At 38.6% G+C, this 19,425-nt stretch carries 17 protein-coding genes; 12 read left to right on the forward strand and 5 right to left on the reverse strand.

Annotated features, from left to right (window positions below; translation table 11 throughout):
• Positions 1-50: 50 nt before the first annotated feature.
• From cmk to H5090_RS03140, 7 genes are all read left to right on the forward strand, one after another.
• A complete protein-coding gene (cmk, locus tag H5090_RS03110) occupies positions 51-761 on the forward strand; it encodes a (d)CMP kinase (RefSeq protein ID WP_154903185.1) in 711 nt (236 codons plus the stop codon).
• Positions 762-856: 95 nt separating this feature from the next.
• Entirely contained in the window at positions 857-2,524 is a 1,668-nt protein-coding gene (gene rpsA, locus H5090_RS03115; protein ID WP_002961176.1) for a 30S ribosomal protein S1, read from the forward strand.
• 67 nt (positions 2,525-2,591) lie between these two features.
• Positions 2,592-2,879 (forward strand): integration host factor subunit beta, encoded by a 288-nt coding sequence (gene ihfB, locus H5090_RS03120; RefSeq protein WP_002961178.1) that lies wholly within the window; start codon positions 2,592-2,594, stop codon positions 2,877-2,879.
• A gap of 21 nt (positions 2,880-2,900) precedes the next feature.
• Complete coding sequence (locus H5090_RS03125) at positions 2,901-3,182, forward strand: lipopolysaccharide assembly protein LapA domain-containing protein (RefSeq protein WP_039489780.1); 282 nt, start codon at positions 2,901-2,903, stop codon at positions 3,180-3,182.
• A 2-nt stretch (positions 3,183-3,184) separates the two neighbouring features.
• Positions 3,185-4,321 (forward strand): lipopolysaccharide assembly protein LapB, encoded by a 1,137-nt coding sequence (lapB, locus tag H5090_RS03130; protein WP_002961182.1) that lies wholly within the window; start codon positions 3,185-3,187, stop codon positions 4,319-4,321.
• Between the two features lie 44 nt (positions 4,322-4,365).
• Positions 4,366-5,070 (forward strand): orotidine-5'-phosphate decarboxylase, encoded by a 705-nt coding sequence (gene pyrF, locus H5090_RS03135; protein WP_149602755.1) that lies wholly within the window; start codon positions 4,366-4,368, stop codon positions 5,068-5,070.
• Between the two features lie 93 nt (positions 5,071-5,163).
• On the forward strand, positions 5,164-5,538 hold the full coding sequence (locus tag H5090_RS03140; RefSeq protein ID WP_024595713.1) for a hypothetical protein: 375 nt from the start codon (positions 5,164-5,166) through the stop codon (positions 5,536-5,538).
• Between the two features lie 39 nt (positions 5,539-5,577).
• Here the strand turns inward: H5090_RS03140 and H5090_RS03145 are convergent, their stop codons facing one another.
• Positions 5,578-6,411, reverse strand: coding sequence for a S1 RNA-binding domain-containing protein (locus tag H5090_RS03145; RefSeq protein ID WP_002961188.1), 834 nt, complete (start codon positions 6,409-6,411; stop codon positions 5,578-5,580).
• Positions 6,412-6,413: 2 nt separating this feature from the next.
• On the reverse strand, positions 6,414-7,742 hold the full coding sequence (locus tag H5090_RS03150) for a DEAD/DEAH box helicase (RefSeq protein WP_002961190.1): 1,329 nt from the start codon (positions 7,740-7,742) through the stop codon (positions 6,414-6,416).
• 208 nt (positions 7,743-7,950) lie between these two features.
• On the opposite strand from H5090_RS03150, the gene H5090_RS03155 reads away from it, so the two are divergent.
• The 3 genes from H5090_RS03155 to H5090_RS03165 all read left to right on the forward strand — a co-directional run bounded on the left by H5090_RS03155 (position 7,951) and on the right by H5090_RS03165 (position 11,716).
• Positions 7,951-8,958 carry a rhodanese-related sulfurtransferase gene (locus H5090_RS03155; RefSeq protein ID WP_002961191.1) on the forward strand — a complete coding sequence of 336 codons (1,008 nt, stop codon included), beginning with the start codon at positions 7,951-7,953 and terminating at the stop codon, positions 8,956-8,958.
• A 148-nt stretch (positions 8,959-9,106) separates the two neighbouring features.
• Positions 9,107-11,002 (forward strand): DUF294 nucleotidyltransferase-like domain-containing protein, encoded by a 1,896-nt coding sequence (locus tag H5090_RS03160; RefSeq protein ID WP_182695003.1) that lies wholly within the window; start codon positions 9,107-9,109, stop codon positions 11,000-11,002.
• A gap of 3 nt (positions 11,003-11,005) precedes the next feature.
• Complete coding sequence (locus H5090_RS03165; protein WP_154903181.1) at positions 11,006-11,716, forward strand: 3'-5' exonuclease; 711 nt, start codon at positions 11,006-11,008, stop codon at positions 11,714-11,716.
• Between the two features lie 80 nt (positions 11,717-11,796).
• Here the strand turns inward: H5090_RS03165 and H5090_RS03170 are convergent, their stop codons facing one another.
• Positions 11,797-13,377, reverse strand: coding sequence for a BCCT family transporter (locus H5090_RS03170; RefSeq protein WP_182695004.1), 1,581 nt, complete (start codon positions 13,375-13,377; stop codon positions 11,797-11,799).
• A gap of 894 nt (positions 13,378-14,271) precedes the next feature.
• On the opposite strand from H5090_RS03170, the gene egtB reads away from it, so the two are divergent.
• On the forward strand, positions 14,272-15,543 hold the full coding sequence (gene egtB, locus H5090_RS03175; protein WP_182695005.1) for an ergothioneine biosynthesis protein EgtB: 1,272 nt from the start codon (positions 14,272-14,274) through the stop codon (positions 15,541-15,543).
• Positions 15,540-16,514, forward strand: a complete 975-nt coding sequence (egtD, locus tag H5090_RS03180) for an L-histidine N(alpha)-methyltransferase (RefSeq protein ID WP_182695006.1) — start codon at positions 15,540-15,542, stop codon at positions 16,512-16,514. The genes egtB and egtD overlap by 4 nt, the downstream gene beginning before the upstream one ends.
• Positions 16,515-16,796: 282 nt before the next feature.
• Here the strand turns inward: egtD and H5090_RS03185 are convergent, their stop codons facing one another.
• Positions 16,797-17,672, reverse strand: a complete 876-nt coding sequence (locus H5090_RS03185; protein WP_182695007.1) for a PhzF family phenazine biosynthesis protein — start codon at positions 17,670-17,672, stop codon at positions 16,797-16,799.
• Positions 17,656-19,329: an asparagine synthase B gene (gene asnB / locus H5090_RS03190; RefSeq protein WP_182695008.1), complete on the reverse strand. Its 1,674-nt coding sequence runs from the start codon at positions 19,327-19,329 to the stop codon at positions 17,656-17,658. Before asnB ends, H5090_RS03185 begins: the two co-directional genes overlap by 17 nt.
• Between the last annotated feature and the right edge of the window lie 96 nt (positions 19,330-19,425).

A 19,425-nucleotide genomic window follows, 5' to 3' on the forward strand; every position in this document is an offset into this window, starting at 1 on the left:
TGACGTATAATGTCGCGGTTTATTTAGGTGTGCATTGCAGGAGGTTTTAAATGCAGGCGTTATTAATGCCCGTGATCACCGTTGATGGCCCAAGTGGTTCAGGTAAAGGAACTGTTTGTCGCTTGTTAGCCGACAAGTTAGGGTGGGATGTATTAGATAGCGGTGCGATTTATCGTGTTTTATCTTTAGCTGCACTTCATCACCAAATTGCATTAGACAATGAAGAAGGGCTTGTCCCGCTTGCTGCAAATTTAGATGTGCAGTTTTTGGTAGATAGCCAAACTAATGCAGGAAAAGTTATTTTAGAAGGCGAAGATGTAACCACTACTATTCGTAATGAAGAAGTAGGCGCTGCGGCTTCAAAAGTTGCAGCATTACCTCGCGTTCGTGAAGCGTTATTACGTCGCCAGCGTGCATTTCGCACTGAAAATGGCTTAATTGCCGATGGCCGTGATATGGGCACTGTGGTTTTTCAAGATGCGCCGTTAAAAATATATTTAACAGCCAGTGCAGAAGAGCGTGCTCGTAGACGCTTTGTTGAGTTGAATACGCGCGGCCTTGATGTTACACTAAGTGGTCTATTACAGGACATTCAAGCTCGTGACGAGCGCGATATGAATCGCACCGTTGCTCCGCTTGTACCTGCAGAGGATGCTATTGAGATCGATACTAGCGATCTTAATGCACAGCAAGTGTTTGATAAGGTAATAACTTTATTGGATATTGCTATCTCTGAAGGTAAGCTTCCTAAACGAAGCTAAACACATTTTATGCGCCAGCAGGATGCCAGTGCTATTTTAACAACCCCATGCAGCATGGTTGCTTATTGGTATTAATATATGAGACGTATATTCGTATGTCAGAAAATTTTGCGCAGTTATTTGAAGAAAGCTTAAAGGGTTTTGAAGCAGAGCAAGGCTCTATCGTTAAAGGTACAGTAATCTCTATCGAGAATAACATTGTACTTGTAGATGCTGGTCTTAAATCAGAAAGTGCTATCCCTGCAGAGCAGTTCAAAAATGCTGCTGGTGAACTAGAAGTTGCTGTAGGCGACGAAGTAGATGTTGCACTAGATGCAATTGAAGACGGTTTCGGTGAAACTATCCTTTCTCGTGAGAAAGCTAAGCGTCACGAAGCATGGATCCGTCTTGAGAAAGCATGTGAAGAGCAAGAGACTGTTACTGGTGTTATCAACGGTAAAGTTAAAGGCGGTTTCACAGTTGAAGTTGATTCAATCCGTGCTTTCCTACCTGGTTCACTTGTTGATGTTCGTCCAGTACGTGACACAACTCACCTTGAAGGCAAAGAGCTTGAATTTAAAGTAATCAAGCTTGACCAAAAACGTAACAACGTTGTTGTTTCACGTCGTGCAGTTATCGAATCTGAAAACTCACAAGAACGTGAAGAGCTTCTTGCTAACCTTGTTGAAGGCCAAGAAGTTAAAGGTATCGTTAAGAACCTTACTGACTACGGTGCATTCGTTGACCTTGGTGGTGTTGATGGTCTACTACACATTACTGATATGGCTTGGAAGCGTGTTAAGCACCCTTCAGAAATCGTTAATGTTGGCGACGAAATCGCAGTTAAAGTTCTAAAATTCGACAAAGATAAAACTCGTGTTTCTCTAGGCCTTAAACAGCTTGGTGAAGATCCATGGGCAGCTATCGCTGGTCGTTACCCAGAAGGTTCTAAACTTTCTGGTCGTGTTACTAACCTTACAGATTACGGCTGTTTCGTGGAAATCGAAGAAGGCGTTGAAGGTTTAGTACACGTTTCTGAAATGGATTGGACTAACAAGAACATCCATCCTTCAAAAGTTGTAAGCCTTGGCGACACTGTTGAAGTTATGGTTTTAGAAATTGACGAAGAACGTCGTCGTATTTCTCTTGGTCTTAAGCAATGTATTGCTAATCCTTGGCAGGAATTTGCTCGTCTACAAAACAAAGGCGATCAAGTTACTGGTAAGATCAAATCAATCACTGACTTCGGTATCTTTATCGGTCTTGACGGTGGTATTGACGGTCTTGTACACCTTTCAGACATTTCTTGGAATACACCTGGCGAAGAAGCTGTACGTGAATTCAAGAAAGGCGACGAAATCACTGCTATCGTATTGCAAGTTGACCCAGAGCGTGAACGTATCTCTCTAGGTGTTAAGCAAATCGAAGCTGACCCATTCAATAACTACCTTGATGCAAACAAAAAAGGTGCTATTGTTAAAGGTAAAGTGACTGAAGTTGATGCGAAAGGCGCAACTGTTGAACTTATCGAAGGCGTAGAAGGTTACATCCGTGTAGCTGATATCGCTCAAGAGCGCGTTGAAGATGCAACTACTGTTGTTTCTGTAGGCGACGAGATTGAAGTTAAATACGTTGGTGTTGATCGTAAGAACCGCACTTTAAGCTTATCTGTAAAAGCTCTTTTCGAAGCAGAAGAGAAAGAAGTACTAGAGAAGCTTAAGAAAGAAGAGCCAGTGTTTGAAAACGCAATGGCAGCTGCTTTCGCAAATGCACAAAAAGACTAATATATAATTAGTTTTTAGTTGGAAGGGCATTTTTTGCCCTTCCTATATCTCTTTTTAAGGAAACGCTATGACTAAGTCAGAATTGATAGAAATACTTGCGGAACAACACGCACACGTTCCAGTGAAAGATGTTGAGAATGCTGTAAAAGAAATTCTTGAACAAATGGCCGGCTCATTATCTACTTCAGATCGTATTGAGATCAGAGGTTTTGGTAGTTTCTCTTTGCATTTCCGCGCTCCTCGCACAGGTCGTAATCCTAAGACTGGCGATACAGTTGAGCTTGAAGGAAAGCATGTACCTCATTTTAAACCAGGCAAAGAATTACGCGACCGCGTGAATGAAAGCATTGCCTAGTTAACTTAGTGGAGTAGTTACTTGTTCAAGGTATTAAAAATTATTCTGGTTGCACTATGCCTTATCAGTGCATTTGTATTAGGGTCACAAAACCCACAGTTAGTACAAGTAAATTACATTATAGCCAGTAATACGCTACCTTTAGCTGTAATAATAAGTATCTGCTTTTTATTAGGTGTTTTGATTGGTTGTTTTATTAGCTTTAAATTGTTTTCGCAATTAAAGTGGCAAAACTACCGCTTAAAAAAGCAATTAGCGCCTGAAAAAGATAAAAAAAAGCTTGCCGCGAATAAAGACACCTAACTATGATTGAGCTTTTGTTTTTACTATTACCTGTTGCCGCTGGTTACGGTTGGATTATGGGTAAAAACAGTGCTAAAAACCAAGCTCATCAACTTAATCGTCAGATCACTTCTGAATATAGCAAAGGCTTAAAATTTCTACTCGATAGAGAAGAAGATCAAGGCTTAGAGCATTTAATCAACTTACTTGAAGTTTCAGCCGACTCGGTTGAACACTATTCTACACTTGCCACCATGTTTCGCCGTAGAGGTGAATTAGACCGCGCAATAAAAATTCACGAACTTCTATTAAAACACCCAAGCTTAAATGAACAACAAGCTGCAACTAGCCGTTTAGAATTAGCCGAAGATTATATAATGGCCGGACTACTAGATAGTGCGGAAGAGCACTTAGTTTGGCTAGTTAAAGCAGGGCATGTAGAAGCGCTGGACCCTATTATCACTTTATATTCGCAAACCCGTGAGTGGGAAAAAGGCATCAACATGTTTGAAGCCCATAGCGAACTATTTTCAAAAGAACAGCAATTTAAAGCAATTGCTAATTTTTATTGTGAGTCAGCTTTAAGTGACAATACACCCCAACTAATGAGAAAAGCGATTAGCTTAAATTATAAAGCCGTGCGTCCGCTTTACGAGTTAGGGTTAGTTGCTTACGCAAAAGAAGATTACGTTAAAGCTATTTATTACTGGCGTGAACTTGTCTCTCAATTTACCTTGTTTGCTCCGTTGTTTATTGATGAGCTGGCACACAGTTATAAACAATTGAATTTGACGCATCAATTTCACGAGTTAGTCAGTGACTTGTTAGAGAAGGGCGGAGTATTAATTAAAATAAAGCATTGCCAAGCATTACTTGAGCAAGGTCACACCAAGCAAGCCTTTGAATTTTTAACTGATAGCTTAAAACGTCAACCTACTATTCGTGGTTTTAGTTTTTTACTGCAATTAATGGGTGACCAAAATAAAAATACTAAAGAAGTACTTAACGAAATTGATAAGCTTGTAACCTCTTATATTGCTACAAAACCAGATTTTCAATGCCAGCATTGTGGTTTTACAAGCTACACCATATATTGGAATTGCCCTTCTTGTAAGCATTGGGAAACCATTGTTCCAAGTCGAGGCTTAGACGGATTTTAATAACCCCATAATTTATAACTTTACTGCCATTCACTAGGATAGTTATGTCTTTCGAACACTCAAAAAAAATTCTTATTGCATTAGATTACGATGATCAAGAAGTTGCTTTAAACTTTGTTAAACAACTTTCTCCTGATACTTGCCGTCTCAAGGTCGGCAAAGAAATGTTTACCTATTTTGGACCTGCATTTGTTAAAGAGTTAATTGATTTAGGTTTTGATGTTTTCTTAGATTTAAAGTTTCATGATATTCCTAATACAGTAGCTAAAGCGGTTACTGCAGCTGCTAAAATGGGGGTGTGGATGGTAAACGTTCATGCATCTGGTGGCTTTGAAATGATGAGCAAAGCTAAATCGGCTCTAGAGAAATTTGGTGACAAAGCGCCATTACTTATCGCTGTTACTGTGTTAACAAGTATGGATGAAACAGAGCTTAAGCGTTTAGGTGTTGATAAATCAGCTCAAGAGCAAGTTATTTATTTAGCTAAGCTTGCAAAGGAAGCTGGGCTTGATGGTGTTGTGTGTTCTGCACAAGAAGCAAAAGCTTTAAAAACAGAGTTAGGTGATAGCTTTAAGCTTGTTACGCCTGGTATACGCCCTGAAGGGAGTGATGCGGGTGATCAAAAGCGTATAATGACACCTAAGCAAGCTATAGATTCAGGAAGTGACTATTTAGTTATAGGCAGACCGATTACTCAAGCAGATAATCCTGTAAAAGTGCTTAGTGATGTTAATAACTCTATAGCTTAATTTAACAATAAGCAGTCATATAGTGCTAAAACCCCTTACCTTATGTGAGTTTTATGTTACATTAATAAAATCAAAATGTAGTAGGGGTTTGTTTTGAAGTTATTTTTTGGTTCTATAGTAATTGTTATTGCGGGTTTTTCAGTAAATAAGTACGTTTTTTCTAATAAAGCATACGATGGTGTAACAACCGTTACAGATATAATTCCAACGTACCCAGTCGATATGTTTGATTTTAAAAAAACAATGCAAGATTATGCTCATCATCTGTGTTACAAAAATGAAGATACACTCATATCTCAGCATGTAAGCGTTAGTGAATGTATATCAAAGCTTGATGATAAAAAAACAGAATGTGAAAAAAAGGTTTTTCGTTTGGCGCCGCTCAATCTTGAGTCGGAAGTTGAAGTGCTTGATTATTCAAGGCAATATACGCAATGTACATTGCCTTATAAATATATTTTAGGTTAATTACAAACAAGTATTATTAGTAATTACAGCCAATTATAATTAAGATCTTAAGCGAATGGATTTCGCTTCAATATCTATTAACTCTTGTTTAAATAAGCCACCAATTGCTTTTTTATAATTAGCCTTACTTGTAGAAAACATCTTCTTTATTGCTTCAGGATCAGACTTATCACCAAGTGGAATAACACCGCCTTCGTTTTTAAGCTTTTGCATAATAGTTTCACCAAGGTCACTTACTTTTCCCATACCTGGCTTTTCTAGTACAACGTCAATTTTTCCGTCGTCACGTACTTTTTGAATATAGCCTTTAAGCTTTTGACCCACAAATAAGCTTTTAAATACCATATTGTAAAAAACAACACCGAAGTGCGACTCTTCAATTAATACTTTGTAGCCAATATCTGTTTTGCCAGCAACAATTAAATCCACTTCTTGTAAGTGAGTATATTGCGGCTCATCTTTTGATAGGAAACGATTAAAGTTGTTTGAGGCACAAATACGTTGGCTTGCATTATCAAGATACAGGCGTACTAAATAAGAATGGCCTTCTTGCATGCGTGGCTTTTGTTCATTAAAAGGTGCAAGCACATCTTTCTCAAGCCCCCAATCTAAAAATGCCCCAATACTATTTATTTCTTTAACGCGTAGTAGGGCATACTCGCCTACTTGAGCATGTGGTTTCTTTATTGTTGCTGTGGCTAAATTAGCATTGTCTAAAAAGATAAATACACTAATACTATCGCCTGCTTCAAGCTCATGTTTTATTTCTTGTTTTGGTAAAAATACTTCACCTAAATCATGGCCGTCTAAGTAAGCACCTTCGTTACTCACTTCTTTTACAAATAATGTTTGTGTGGTTCCTAGGTAACTCATAATTATTCCTGCTCAGGCTTTTTTTTACGGCGCATTGGTGTATCGCCATCAATGTTCATCGGTGCTTTAATTGGTGCTGTGGGCTTTTTAGGTTTAGCTTTGCGCTTAAATGCAGGCTTTTTAACAGCGGCGGCTTTTTCTTTAGATTTGTCCCACGCTGCCTCAGGTTTTTTCTCTTTTAAACCTTTAAACTTAGCTTTTAGGCTCTCTACGCTCGCAAATTTTAATTCGTCATTTAAAAATGCTTTAATAGCTAAATAACTTGCCCAATCTTTTGGGCCAACTAATGAAATTGCATTTCCTTTAAAGCCAGCACGTCCTGTACGACCTATGCGGTGTACATACTCTTCAGCGTGTTTTGGTAAATCAAAGTTAATAACGTGCGTTACGCTTAATAAATCTAAACCACGAGATGCAACGTCGGTGGTGATCAATATTTTAAAGTTTTCGCGACTAAACGAATCCATGATATCTAAACGTTTGTTTTGCGTTAAATCACCAGCAAGCGCTACAGATTTGAAGCCTTTAGCATTAAGCGCTTCACTCAAACGGCTCGTGTCAGAACGCGTTGCTGTGAAGATAATACATTGACCAACATCATCTTGGTTTAAAAAATGCTCTAATAACGCTTCTTTATGATCAAGGTGATCGGCAAGGTATAACGTTTGTTTAATATCACTATGTTGCTCATTTGCTGCACTTAGCGTAATTTGCTTTGGTTTTTTTAATAGGTTACGTGATAGTGCATCTACTTGTGCATGGTCAAGTGTTGCAGAAAACAATAACGTTTGACGTAGACGGTGATTAGCTTGCTCGTTAATCATTTTTAACTGCTCGGTAAAGCCTAAATCTAAAATACGGTCGGCTTCATCAAAAATAAGCAGTTCTAGTCCACTCAATTGCAATGAGCGTTTTGTAATGTGATCAGCTAAACGCCCAGGTGTAGCAACTACGAATTGTGGGTCGTTTCTAAGTGCTTTTATTTGGTCATTAAAGTTTTCGCCGCCAAGTATTTTAACTGCCTTAATAGCTGTACCAGCAATTAATAAACGTAGCTGAGTAAATACTTGCGTAGCAAGCTCACGCGTAGGAGCAACAATAAGTACACGAGGATCGCGTTTACTGAGTGCTTTTTGTTTCATAACCCTTTGTACAGCAGGTAATAAAAACGCCAAGGTTTTGCCCGACCCAGTTTTAGACTGAGCGAAAATGTCATGCCCTGCAAGTGCGGTAGGCACTGCATGCGCTTGAATATCGGTGGGCTGGGTGATCCCTTGATGTGCTAATTGTGTTTCAAGGCGTGTATCAATCCCAAGATCAGTAAACTGCAATGTGTGTTTCTCCAAAATGAGCAAATTAATTCTATAAATTTATTAGCGCATTATAGCTTACAGAGCTAGGTCGCTAACAGTAAAAACCAATCTATAGCGCTATTTTTTGCAATTAAACTAAAAAAGCGTAAAATACGCGCCCCATATGCGCCGGATTTACGATTCGGTAGACGCCAATATTGGCTAACAAGGCAAAATAGGAAATATAATGACTGTTGTTCATAAAGATAATGTAACGGGCGATCACTTTGTAGTGTGTGCGCTGTATAAGTTTGTAGGTTTACCTGAATTTGAAGCTATCCGTAAGCCATTACTAGAAGTTATGGAAGCAAATGAAGTACGCGGTACTTTATTGCTCGCTGCCGAAGGTATAAACGGCACTGTTTCTGCAAAACGTGAAGGGATAGACAACTTATTAGCATGGCTAGATGAGCAACCAAATTTAAAAAACATCGTTACAAAAGAATCTTACGACGATGAATGTCCGTTTTACCGTACTAAAGTAAAACTAAAAAAAGAAATTGTAACGATGGGCGTTGAAGGCGTAGATCCGCTCAAAGTTGTGGGTAGCTATGTAAAGCCAAATGAGTGGAACGCACTTATATCTGACCCTGAAGTAATTTTAATTGATACACGTAATGATTACGAAATTGAAATTGGTACATTTCAAAATGCGGTCGATCCAAATACTAAAACCTTTCGCGAATTTCCACAGTGGGCAAAAGAAAACTTAGACCCTGAGAAACACAAAAAAGTGGCGATGTTTTGTACCGGCGGTATCCGCTGCGAAAAATCGACAGCCTACATGAAAGAGCAAGGTTTTGATGAAGTTTATCACCTTGAAGGCGGTATCTTAAAATACCTAGAAGAAGTGCCAAAAGAAGAAACAATGTGGGAAGGCGAGTGTTTTGTATTTGATAATCGTGTAGCGGTTGATCACGACTTACAAAAAGGTTCTTATGATCAATGTCACGCCTGTCGTATGCCAATTACAGAAGACGAAAAGTTAAAGCCTGAATACATGGAGGGCGTCTCTTGTCATCATTGTATTGAAGAAGTAACGGACGAACAACGCGCACGTTTTGCAGAGCGCCAAAAGCAAATAGAATTAGCGCAAGCGCGTGGTGAGGGCCATATTGGTAATGAAGCACAAGCTGTTTTACAGCAACGTAAAGAAGCTAAAAAAGCCCAAAAAGACGCTCAGCGCGGTAAATAAATTTATACAATAAGTATTACATTTAAAGAGTCTATTTAGGCTCTTTTTTTGTGCCTAAATTTGTACAGTAATTGTTTTCACACCCCGATGATAGTGTTAATCTGAAAAACAGATTTAGTCATTTTAATGCGCATACAGGAAGGGATTTATGCAAGCCGAACAAGTTGAAATCGCACAATTTTTAGCACAACATCCTCCTTTTGATGACTTACCTCAAAAAGCGCTTAATGAGCTAGCTCAACAAGTAGAAGTGGCTTATTTTAGAGCAAAAACAGATATCTTGAGTTTTGGACAAGACATTTCTGATTTGTATGTAATTAGAAGTGGCTCTGTAGAAATGTACCGCCGAAATGGCGAGCTGTATAATCGTTTGGCTACAGCAGGTATATTTGGTCAAATGGGTTTATTGATGAACCGTAAGGTACGTTTTCCTGCAACAGCTCTTGAAGATACATTAGTATACTGCATAAACGTTGAGCTATTTAATCGTTACTGTGATGAGTTTGATGCGTTTGCTGATTACTTTGAAACAGATGGTAATGTGCGTTTACATCAAGCTATTGTTGAACAAGCTGATGGCAATGACCTTACAACTGCGAAAGTGAAATCATTAATTCACCGAGATGTAGTCACCGTAGATGCAACCTCTACAATACAAGATATCGCTAAATTAATGACCGAAGAGGCGGTTTCGTCAGTTTTGGTAACCGACGTAAATAAGCCTATAAACGATGATCCTGAGGAAGATGATGGACAGGTCGTTGGCATAATAACCGATAGGGATTTACGCTCAAAAGTAGTGGCTAAAGGCCTTGCCTTTAACACACAAGCAAAAGATATTATGTCAACTAACTTAGTGCTCTTAGACGCTAATGACTATATTTTTGAAGCTGTACTTGCCATGCTTAGAGATAATTTACATCACTTGCCTGTAGTACAAAAAAAGCGCCCTATAGGCGTTATCTCTCTCTCTGACATTTTACGTTACGAATCGCAAAGTAGCTTATTGCTTGTGCGCGGTATACTTGCTCAACAAACAATTGAGGATTTGGCACATTATGCGCGCCAGTTGCCCAACGTATTTGTTCGTATGGTTAACGAAGATGCAAACTCTCACATGGTTGGCACCGCCATGGCCGTTATCGGTCGTACATTTAAACAAAGATTGCTTGTATTAGCTGAAGAAAAGTTTGGTCCACCTCCTGTGCCTTACTGTTTTATTGCTCTGGGCTCAATGGCTCGAGACGAGCAACTTATTGTAACCGATCAAGACAACGCGCTTATTTTAGATGACAGTTATGACGACGAAAAACATAACGCGTATTTTCAAAATATTGCCGATTTTGTGTGTGATGGTTTAGCGCAGTGTGGTTACACCTACTGTGATGGAGAAATTATGGCGTCGTTTAAAAAATGGCGTAAAACTCGCTCACAGTGGTTCGATCAATTTGCAGATTGGATCGCGCAGCCAAAACCACAAGCATTGCTTAATAGTTCTATATTTTTTGACTTAGACGGTGTGTGGGGTAAAACCAAGTGGGCCGACGAGCTTAAAATATTTATAGCAAAACAAAGTAAAGTAAATCGCGTATTTTTAGCTAATATGGCAGCAAATGCTAGAAATAGAACACCTCCACTAGGTTTCTTTAAAGGCTTTGTTATGGAGCATAATGGCCAACATAAGCGTTCAATGAACTTAAAGCGAAGAGGGACTGCACCTCTTTCTGATGTTATTCGCGTGCACGCATTGGCTATTGGCTCACGTAAACAAAATTCGTTTGAGCGGCTAGAAGATATTATTGAAGCTAAGCTGTTACCACAGGGTAAAGCGCAAGATTTACGTGACGCACTTGAGTATATTGCCATGATGCGAATTCGCCATCAAGCGTGGCAAATAGAGAAGGGCGAAGAGCCCGATAACGACTTAGATCCACATTTACTTTCTCCGTTCGAGCAACGAAACTTAAAAGAGGCATTTGCCATTTTAGAAAAAGCACAAAGCTATTTAAAATTTAGCTACACAGCAAACTCTGGTGTGAAGTAGCCTATGAATCCGCGTAATCATAAAGCAATTGATTGGCAAGCTAGGTATAACGAGCTTGCCAATAGCACCAAAAATAAACTCTTAAAACACTTTTATGCGGGTGCTTATAATCAAGACAAAGCTGCAATAAAAGACGTGCCTTTTGTAGCAATGGATTTTGAAACAACAGGCTTAAATAGCCAAAACGACGATATAGTGAGTGTTGGTTTGGTGCCGTTCAATTTAGAGCGTATTTATTGTAAGCACAGTCGGCATTGGGTTGTGCAGCCTAGGCGCAACCTTCATGAAGAGTCTATTTTAATACATGGAATAACGCACTCTGAGGTGGACGACGCCCCCGACTTTAATCAAATTATAGAGCCTTTACTTGAAGCGCTCAGTGGTAAAGTTGTCGTGGTGCATTATGCCGCAATAGAACGTCACTTTTTAAATAATGCGTTATTGTTAAGGCTTAAAGAAGGTATTGAGTTTGCACTTGTTGATACAATGGAAATAGAAAAAAGAGCACTAAAAGTAAGGCAGGGTTTATTAGGGCGATTGTTTAACACAAAATTAGGTTCTCTTAGGCTAACAGATTGCCGTGCGCGTTATTCCCTACCAGCATATCAAAATCACAATGCGTTAACGGATGCACTTGCTACAGCAGAACTTTTACAAGCGCAACTGAGTTATCATTATCGTGTAGATACTCCAATCTCAGAGCTGTGGTTCTAGCTTTTAATGACCAAACAAAAAAACGCCGCAAAAATTGCGGCGTTTTCGTTACTAATTAAAAGTATTACTCATTAAAGGTATTACTTAACTGGGCGAGGCTCAGTTCGTAAACCTAAAACTAAGCTTAAACACATAAATAATAATACAATAGTAAATGGCAAGCCTGTAGAGACAGCACCTGCTTGTAGTGCTTCAATTGCTTGTGTTCCACCAATCCAAAGTAAAGCAGCTGCAATTGCGCCCTCAACCGATGCCCAAAATATACGTTGTGGTACCGGTGCATCAACTTTACCGCCAGCTGTAATTGAATCAATTACTAATGAACCAGAGTCAGATGACGTAATGAAAAATACCAACACTAATAAAATTGCAATAAACGATAAAATATTAGATAAAGGTAATTCATCAAGCATTTGGAACATAGCTAAAGGTACTTCAGTTAAACCATTAGTGCCTAACGCACCAACACCATTAACTACTTGATCAATCGCAATACCGCCGTAAATAGACATCCATAAAACAGTAACTAGAGTAGGGATAAGTAAAACCGCAATTAAGAATTCACGAATTGTACGACCACGTGATACACGCGCGATAAACATACCTACAAACGGTGACCAGGAAATCCACCAAGCCCAGTAAAACACAGTCCAACCATGCATCCATGTTTCGTCTTCACGACCGTGAGGATTACTCAATGGAATAATATTTTCTACATAGCCCATCACGGTAGTGGGTACATTACCCATTGCTACAGCAAAGCCTACTAAACATACAAACAATAATAATGAAAACGCAATTAGCATATTTACATTACTTAGTAGTTTCACACCACCGTCAATACCACGAACCACAGAGACAATGGCTAAAAGTGTTACACCCGCAATAACTAGAATTTGAGAGCCAATGCCACCTTCTGTACCAAATACATGGTTAATGCCTGCAGAAGCTTGCTGCGCACCTAAACCTAAAGATGTTGCAAGGCCAAATAACGTAGCAAGTACAGCTAAGATATCAATGATATGACCAGGCCAACCCCAAGCTCTATCACCTAATATAGGGTAAAAAATAGAACGAATTGAAAGTGGTAAACCTTTGTTATAGGTAAAAAATGCAAGAGATAAACCAACAACAGCGTAAATAGCCCAAGGGTGAAGACCCCAATGAAACATAGTTGCGCCCATTGCTAATTTTGCAGCTTCTGGTGTATTAGCGGCTACATTAAGCGGTGTTTCGTACCAACCAGTAAAGTAAGCAACTGGTTCAGCAACGCCCCAAAACATAAGGCCGATACCCATACCGGCAGCAAATAACATAGCAAGCCATGAAACGCGAGAGTGAGAAGGTTTAGCGCCATCACCACCAAGGCGAATATTACCGTAAGGAGAAACAATAAGTGCTAAACAAAAGAGTACAAAGAAGTTAGCAGCCCACATAAATAGGGCATCAAAATTATTAATAATATCGGTCTTGATACTATCAAGCGCTGTTTTTGCAGTTTGTGGGTCGGTAACAAGTATGGCGATTAAAAAGATGACAATCAGGCCCGCACTAGTTCCAAAAACAGGGTTGTGAATATCAAACCCCCACTTTTGTACGTTGTCCTGACCTACGGTGTAATCCGTGTTGTCAATACTATATTTGTCATGATTTTCCTTCATGCAATACCTCTTTAGTTGTCCTAACAAGCCAAAATAAATTCGGCGTCATATCGAATTACATTAGTCTTTAAATATTAAGTAAAAAGTAATACCGTAATTATTTGAAGACTAACTAATTTGAAGCGTGATCATACAGCTAGTAGTGTATGAGTTAAATATTAAATGTAAATGAATTTGTATTTAAAACGCTGTTTATATGGCCAAATTCATGATTTTTTCATTTAAAAGCCCTAAATTTAAAAATTCAGTGAACGTTAAAATTTAGTTTGCTATTAAAAGTATTAATTTACTTGGTTAAGTAAAAAAAGATCATTTTTAAGTAGCTTAATTAATGCTTAAATATTAGGGCTTGTTAGTCTTTTAGGATTGAAATTTGTTAAGTCTAGTCGCGATTTAATCGCTCCTAGATTTATAGCTTAGCGGTTCGGTAACAGCTTATGCGTTATTTTTCATGCTTGCATGCACGTAAGAATAATCAAAAACCGGCTAGCGAAGAGCAAATTTCTCTTCAAGGCTATTATAAATTTATAAGCCGATAAGCACCTTTAATCAAGTTGTAATATGAATATGATTTAACACAACATTAGGGCATGTTGAATTTTGGCGATTGAATTTACAGTAGTATGTTTGGTTTTTAGGCAAGGCAGAGCCTATGTAGTGTGGTCATTCCCCATAAATAGGCGATAACGCAGCATAAATACCAAACATACACTGCCCTTTGGGTTCTTTCTAGGGACGATTAACTCTTTGTTACTCGGTTTTTACTTAGCCCACTAGGTTACAAACCTCGTGCCGCGATTTAATCGCCCCTAGATTGAACAAATTTCAATCCAAAAAGCTCAGCATGCCCTAAGCTATATTTTATAAATAGATAGGCAAAGGATTAATACTATTATGCGTGAAAGCGTTACAAACGATACCAATCAAAATGTACTTGTTAAACGCTTTTGCAGCGTTAGAGACGAAAGCCTAGCTATTATTGAGCCACTCACTGTAGAAGATTGCCAATTACAAGCTATGGCTGATGCCAGTCCTACTAAATGGCATTTAGCGCATACCACGTGGTTTTTTGAAACATTTTTACTTAGTGTTCATTGTAAACAGTACGCAGTGTTTAACCCTCACTATAAAATGCTTTTTAATTCTTACTACAATGGGATTGGAGAGCAATTTAAACGGGCAAACAGAGGAAGCTTATCTAGGCCAGGTTTAGACGAAGTGCTAGCTTACAGAGAACATGTAGATAGCCGCGTGATTGAATTACTTAAGACTGACGTTAACCCGCACATTAAAGATATTATTGAACTTGGGTTACACCACGAGCAACAGCATCAAGAACTAATGCTTATGGACATCAAATATAACTTTTCAGTAAATCCATTATTTCCTCAATATAAAACATCGCTTTTAAATAGCCAAAAAAAATCAGCTGATATTAAACCCCTTAATTTTATCAATTTTGAACAAGCCATTATTAATATTGGCACAAATGCCGACGATGAATTTGCATATGATAACGAGTGCCCCAAACACCAAGTACTAATTCATCCATTCAGTTTTGCTAATAGATTGGTCACTAATGGTGAATATTTAGACTTTATAAATGCCGGTGGATATAGCAATCCACAATATTGGTTAAGCGACGGTTGGGCGCATATTCAAAACACTCGTTTAACGCATCCATTATATTGGCATTACATAAATAACGAATGGTTTGAGTTTACACACTATGGATTGCAGCCTTTAAATTTAAGCGCTCCCATCAGCCATGTTAGTTATTTTGAGGCCAGCGCCTACGCTAATTTTGTAAAGGCTCGCTTGCCTACAGAGTTCGAGTGGGAATATGCAGCTAAAAATACAGCTTCAACAGACACTAATAATAACTATCTAACACCACAACAAACAAAAGATGATACTGAAATAAACCAGTTAACGGATTCATGTTGGCAATGGACAAACAGTGCATATTTGCCATACCCCGGTTTTAAGCCTATTGAAGGAGTAGCAGGGGAATACAATGGTAAATTTATGAATAACCAAATGGTGTTACGGGGCGGGTGTGTGTTTACCCCTCAAGACCATTTACGACAAACATACCGAAATTTTTATTACCCACATCAAGCGTGGATGTGCAGCGGGATAAGACTAGCTAAGGATATAGTATGAGCCAAGTAACAGCGATTAAACAAAGTAACATAACCGACACTGAATTTTTAAACGACGTGATAAGCGGATTAACTCAACAGCAAAAAACGCTTCCGTGTAAATATTTTTACGATGATAAAGGTGCTGCATTATTCGAGCAAATAACATCCTTACAAGAGTATTATGTTACACGTACGGAGTTGTCTATTTTAGAGCAATACTCGCAGTCGATTGCTCAAATGCTACCTGAAAACCTCTCTATTATTGAGCCTGGGTGTGGTTCGGGTAAAAAGGTCGCGTATTTATTAGCGCACATGGCAAACGTAAAAACCTTCGTACCGTTTGAAATTTCTGAGGAAATGCTCAGTTATTCACTTGCACATTTGTTGCCATTATTCCCAGATTTGGCAATTTCGCCATTACTAGGAGACTTTACACATAGCCAAATGGTTAAACAGCTAACCAAAGACACTGCTTTAGATAGTCAAACCAATTTGGTGTATTTTCCAGGCTCTACTCTTGGTAATTTTGCCCCAGTTAAAGCTATAGAAATTATGAATAATTTCCATCGCTTATGTGGTGTAAACGGTTATGTATTAATTGGGATTGATTTAGTAAAAGAGCGCCAAGTACTACTCGATGCATATAACGATAAAGCGGGAGTCACCGCCGCATTTAATAAAAATTTACTACAACGTATTAATAACGAGCTAAACGGGACATTTAATATAGATAACTTTAGCCACGAGTCACGCTTTAACGAGCAACATAGCCGCATTGAAATGCATTTAGTAAGTAACTGTAATCAAAGCGTGATTATAAATGATCAGCAAATAGACTTTATTGAAGGCGAAAGTATCCATACAGAAAACTCTCACAAGTACACGCTCGAATCGTTTAAGCAGCTTGCAGCGCAAGCTAATTTAAAGTTAGAGCAAACATGGCAAGACGATAGTAACTATTTTGCATTATGCTTATTACGACCGCTATAAACGTTTACTTAATATGTTTAGGGCGTGTTGATCTTTGATAGTTGAATTTGCAGCAATATGTTTGGTTTTAGGCAAGGCAGAGCCTATGAAGTGTGGTTATTCCACATAAATAGGCGATAACGCAGCATAAATGCCAAACATATGCTGCCCTTCGGCTACTGCCTAGGGGCGATAAACTATTTGTTGCTCGATTTTTACTTAGCCCACTAGGTTACAAACCTCGCGCCGCGATTTAATCGCCCCTAGATTGAACAAATTTCAATTCGCAAAGGTCAACACGTCCTAGTAAATGACAACTTTAGCATTGCTAAACTCATAGCTTAGCAATGCACCATTATTTGATTGCTGTATAAGCTTAGCTTTATTTAAACCATGTAGTCTAAATAGCAGGGGGGCAATAACAGATACCGCAGAGCCCGTTGCACTGTCCTCATTTACTCCAAACTGGGGTGCAAAATATCTAAAATGCGCTATAGCATTTTTTTTGTCCATATTTTTTATACTAAGCGCTATAACTGCATTTTTGTGGAGTTTACTCAAAGCTTTAAAATCAACGTGTAAGCTTTTTAAATCGTCTTTATCAACGTCTTTACTAAATCCTTTATTAAATTCTTCATTAAATAATACAACCGTATAACCGTTTTTATCACCGGTACTGTAGGCTACTTTTATTGCTAATGAAAACACACTTTTTAACTCACCTTTAGCTAATTCGCTTTTTTTAGGCTCTATACTTTTTAGTAACAACTGTGCGCGTTGTTTTTTTACTCTTATAGTAAAGCGCTCATTACTCATTGATATAAATACTTCAGGGCAATAACCAAAATACTTTATTAAAAAATTAGCGGCCGCTAAAGTACCATGCCCACAGCGTTTAATTTCACTTGTTTGGTTGAACCAGCGAATATTGCAATGGCGTTTAGTTATCTCATTTTGATTTAAAAATACGGTAGCAGGGTGGTTTGATTGTGATGCAATATATTGCATTGTTTTTGATGTTAACCCAATTTTATAAATAACAATTAAAGCACTTGAGCCTTTTAAGTTATTTGCAGGGCTATAAAAAACAGATTCGGTGGAAGTGAGTTTTATACAGCGAAGCGTAAGCCATTTGGGCTTACGCTTCGTTAAACAAAGAGTGTTATCCTTTGCTTGCATACGCGTCGTTATGAACGCCCGCAGCACGACCTGATGGATCTACATTGTTTTGGAACGATGCGTCCCATGCAAGTGCTTCAGGAGTCGAACACGCTACCGATTTACCATGTGGTACACATTTAGCTGATGCATCACCAGGAAAGTGCGATTCAAAAATAGTACGGTAGTAGTAAGCTTCTTTTGAATCTGGCGTATTAATAGGGTATTTAAATTTAGCATTTGCAAGCTCTTGATCGCTCACTTGCTCATTTACAAACTCTTTTAACGTATCAATCCAACTGTAACCAACACCGTCTGAAAATTGCTCTTTTTGGCGCCATAAAACTTCATCAGGCAAGTAGCCATCAAAACCTTCACGTAAAATGTGTTTTTCAATTTTGCCATCTTTACACATTTTGGCTTCAGGGTTGATACGCATAGCAACATCAACAAATTCTTTATCAAGGAACGGTACACGTGCTTCAACGCCCCATGCTGCCATTGATTTATTAGCACGTAAACAGTCAAACATATGCAGTTTTGATACTTTACGGTTTAGCTCTTCATGAAACTCTTGTGCGTTAGGGGCTTTATGGAAGTATAAGTAACCACCAAATAGCTCATCAGCACCTTCGCCAGATAACACCATTTTAATGCCCATTGCTTTAATTTGGCGAGCCATTAAGTACATAGGTGTAGAGGCACGAATCGTTGTTACATCATACGTTTCAATGTGGTAAATCACTTCACGCAGTGCATCAATACCTTCTTGAATGGTAAAAATGATAGGGTGGTGAATAGTACCAATCATGTCAGCTACTTTTTGGGCAGCGGCTAAATCAGGTGAGCCCTCAAGGCCTACTGAAAAAGAATGCAGCTTAGGCCACCATGCATCGCTCTCATCGTTATCTTCAATACGTTTTGCAGCAAAACGCTGGGTAATAGCAGAGATAACCGATGAGTCTAAACCACCAGAAAGTAATACACCGTAAGGCACGTCACACATTAGCTGGCGTTTAACGGCCGCTTCTAATGCATCTTTAACGTCTTGCGCTTGTGCGCTGTTATCTTTAACTGCATCAAATGTTTCCCAATCACGCTTGTAATAAGGCGTCATTTTGCCATCTTTGCTGTACAGGTAATGCCCTGGTGGAAATTCTTCAATATGCTTACAAATTGGAGAGAGTGCTTTTAGCTCTGAAGCAACGTAAAAGTTACCGTGCTCGTCGTGACCAGTGTAAAGAGGGATAATACCAATATGGTCACGGCCAATTAAGTAAGCGTCATTTTCTTCATCATATAAACAAAATGCAAAAATGCCATTTAGATCATCTAAAAAGTCAGGCCCTTTTTGTTTATAAAGCGCTAAAATAACTTCACAGTCTGATTGAGTTTGAAAAGTAAAATCAACATCTAGCTCTGCTGCAAGTTCTTTATGATTATAAATCTCGCCATTAACCGCTAAAATATTTGTTTTTTCAGGATTGTATAAAGGCTGTGCACCGCTTGATACACCAACAATAGCTAAACGCTCATGTACTAAAATAGCTTTTTCAGATGCATATACACCAGACCAATCTGGGCCACGGTGTCTAAGCAGCTTTGACATTTCAATTGCTTGGGTACGCAATTGAGCGGGATCAGATTTAATATCTAATACCCCAAAAATTGAACACATAGTAACTCCTCATTCCTATTATGTGTGCAGCAAAGCCAATTTGCTGTGCTGCGAAACCTTGTTTTATCAGAAAAAATTACTCAAGTCACATAGCTT

Origin of the sequence: Pseudoalteromonas sp. SR43-5, assembly GCF_014163835.1 — a bacterium.
In the GTDB taxonomy this organism is placed as follows: domain Bacteria; phylum Pseudomonadota; class Gammaproteobacteria; order Enterobacterales; family Alteromonadaceae; genus Pseudoalteromonas; species Pseudoalteromonas distincta.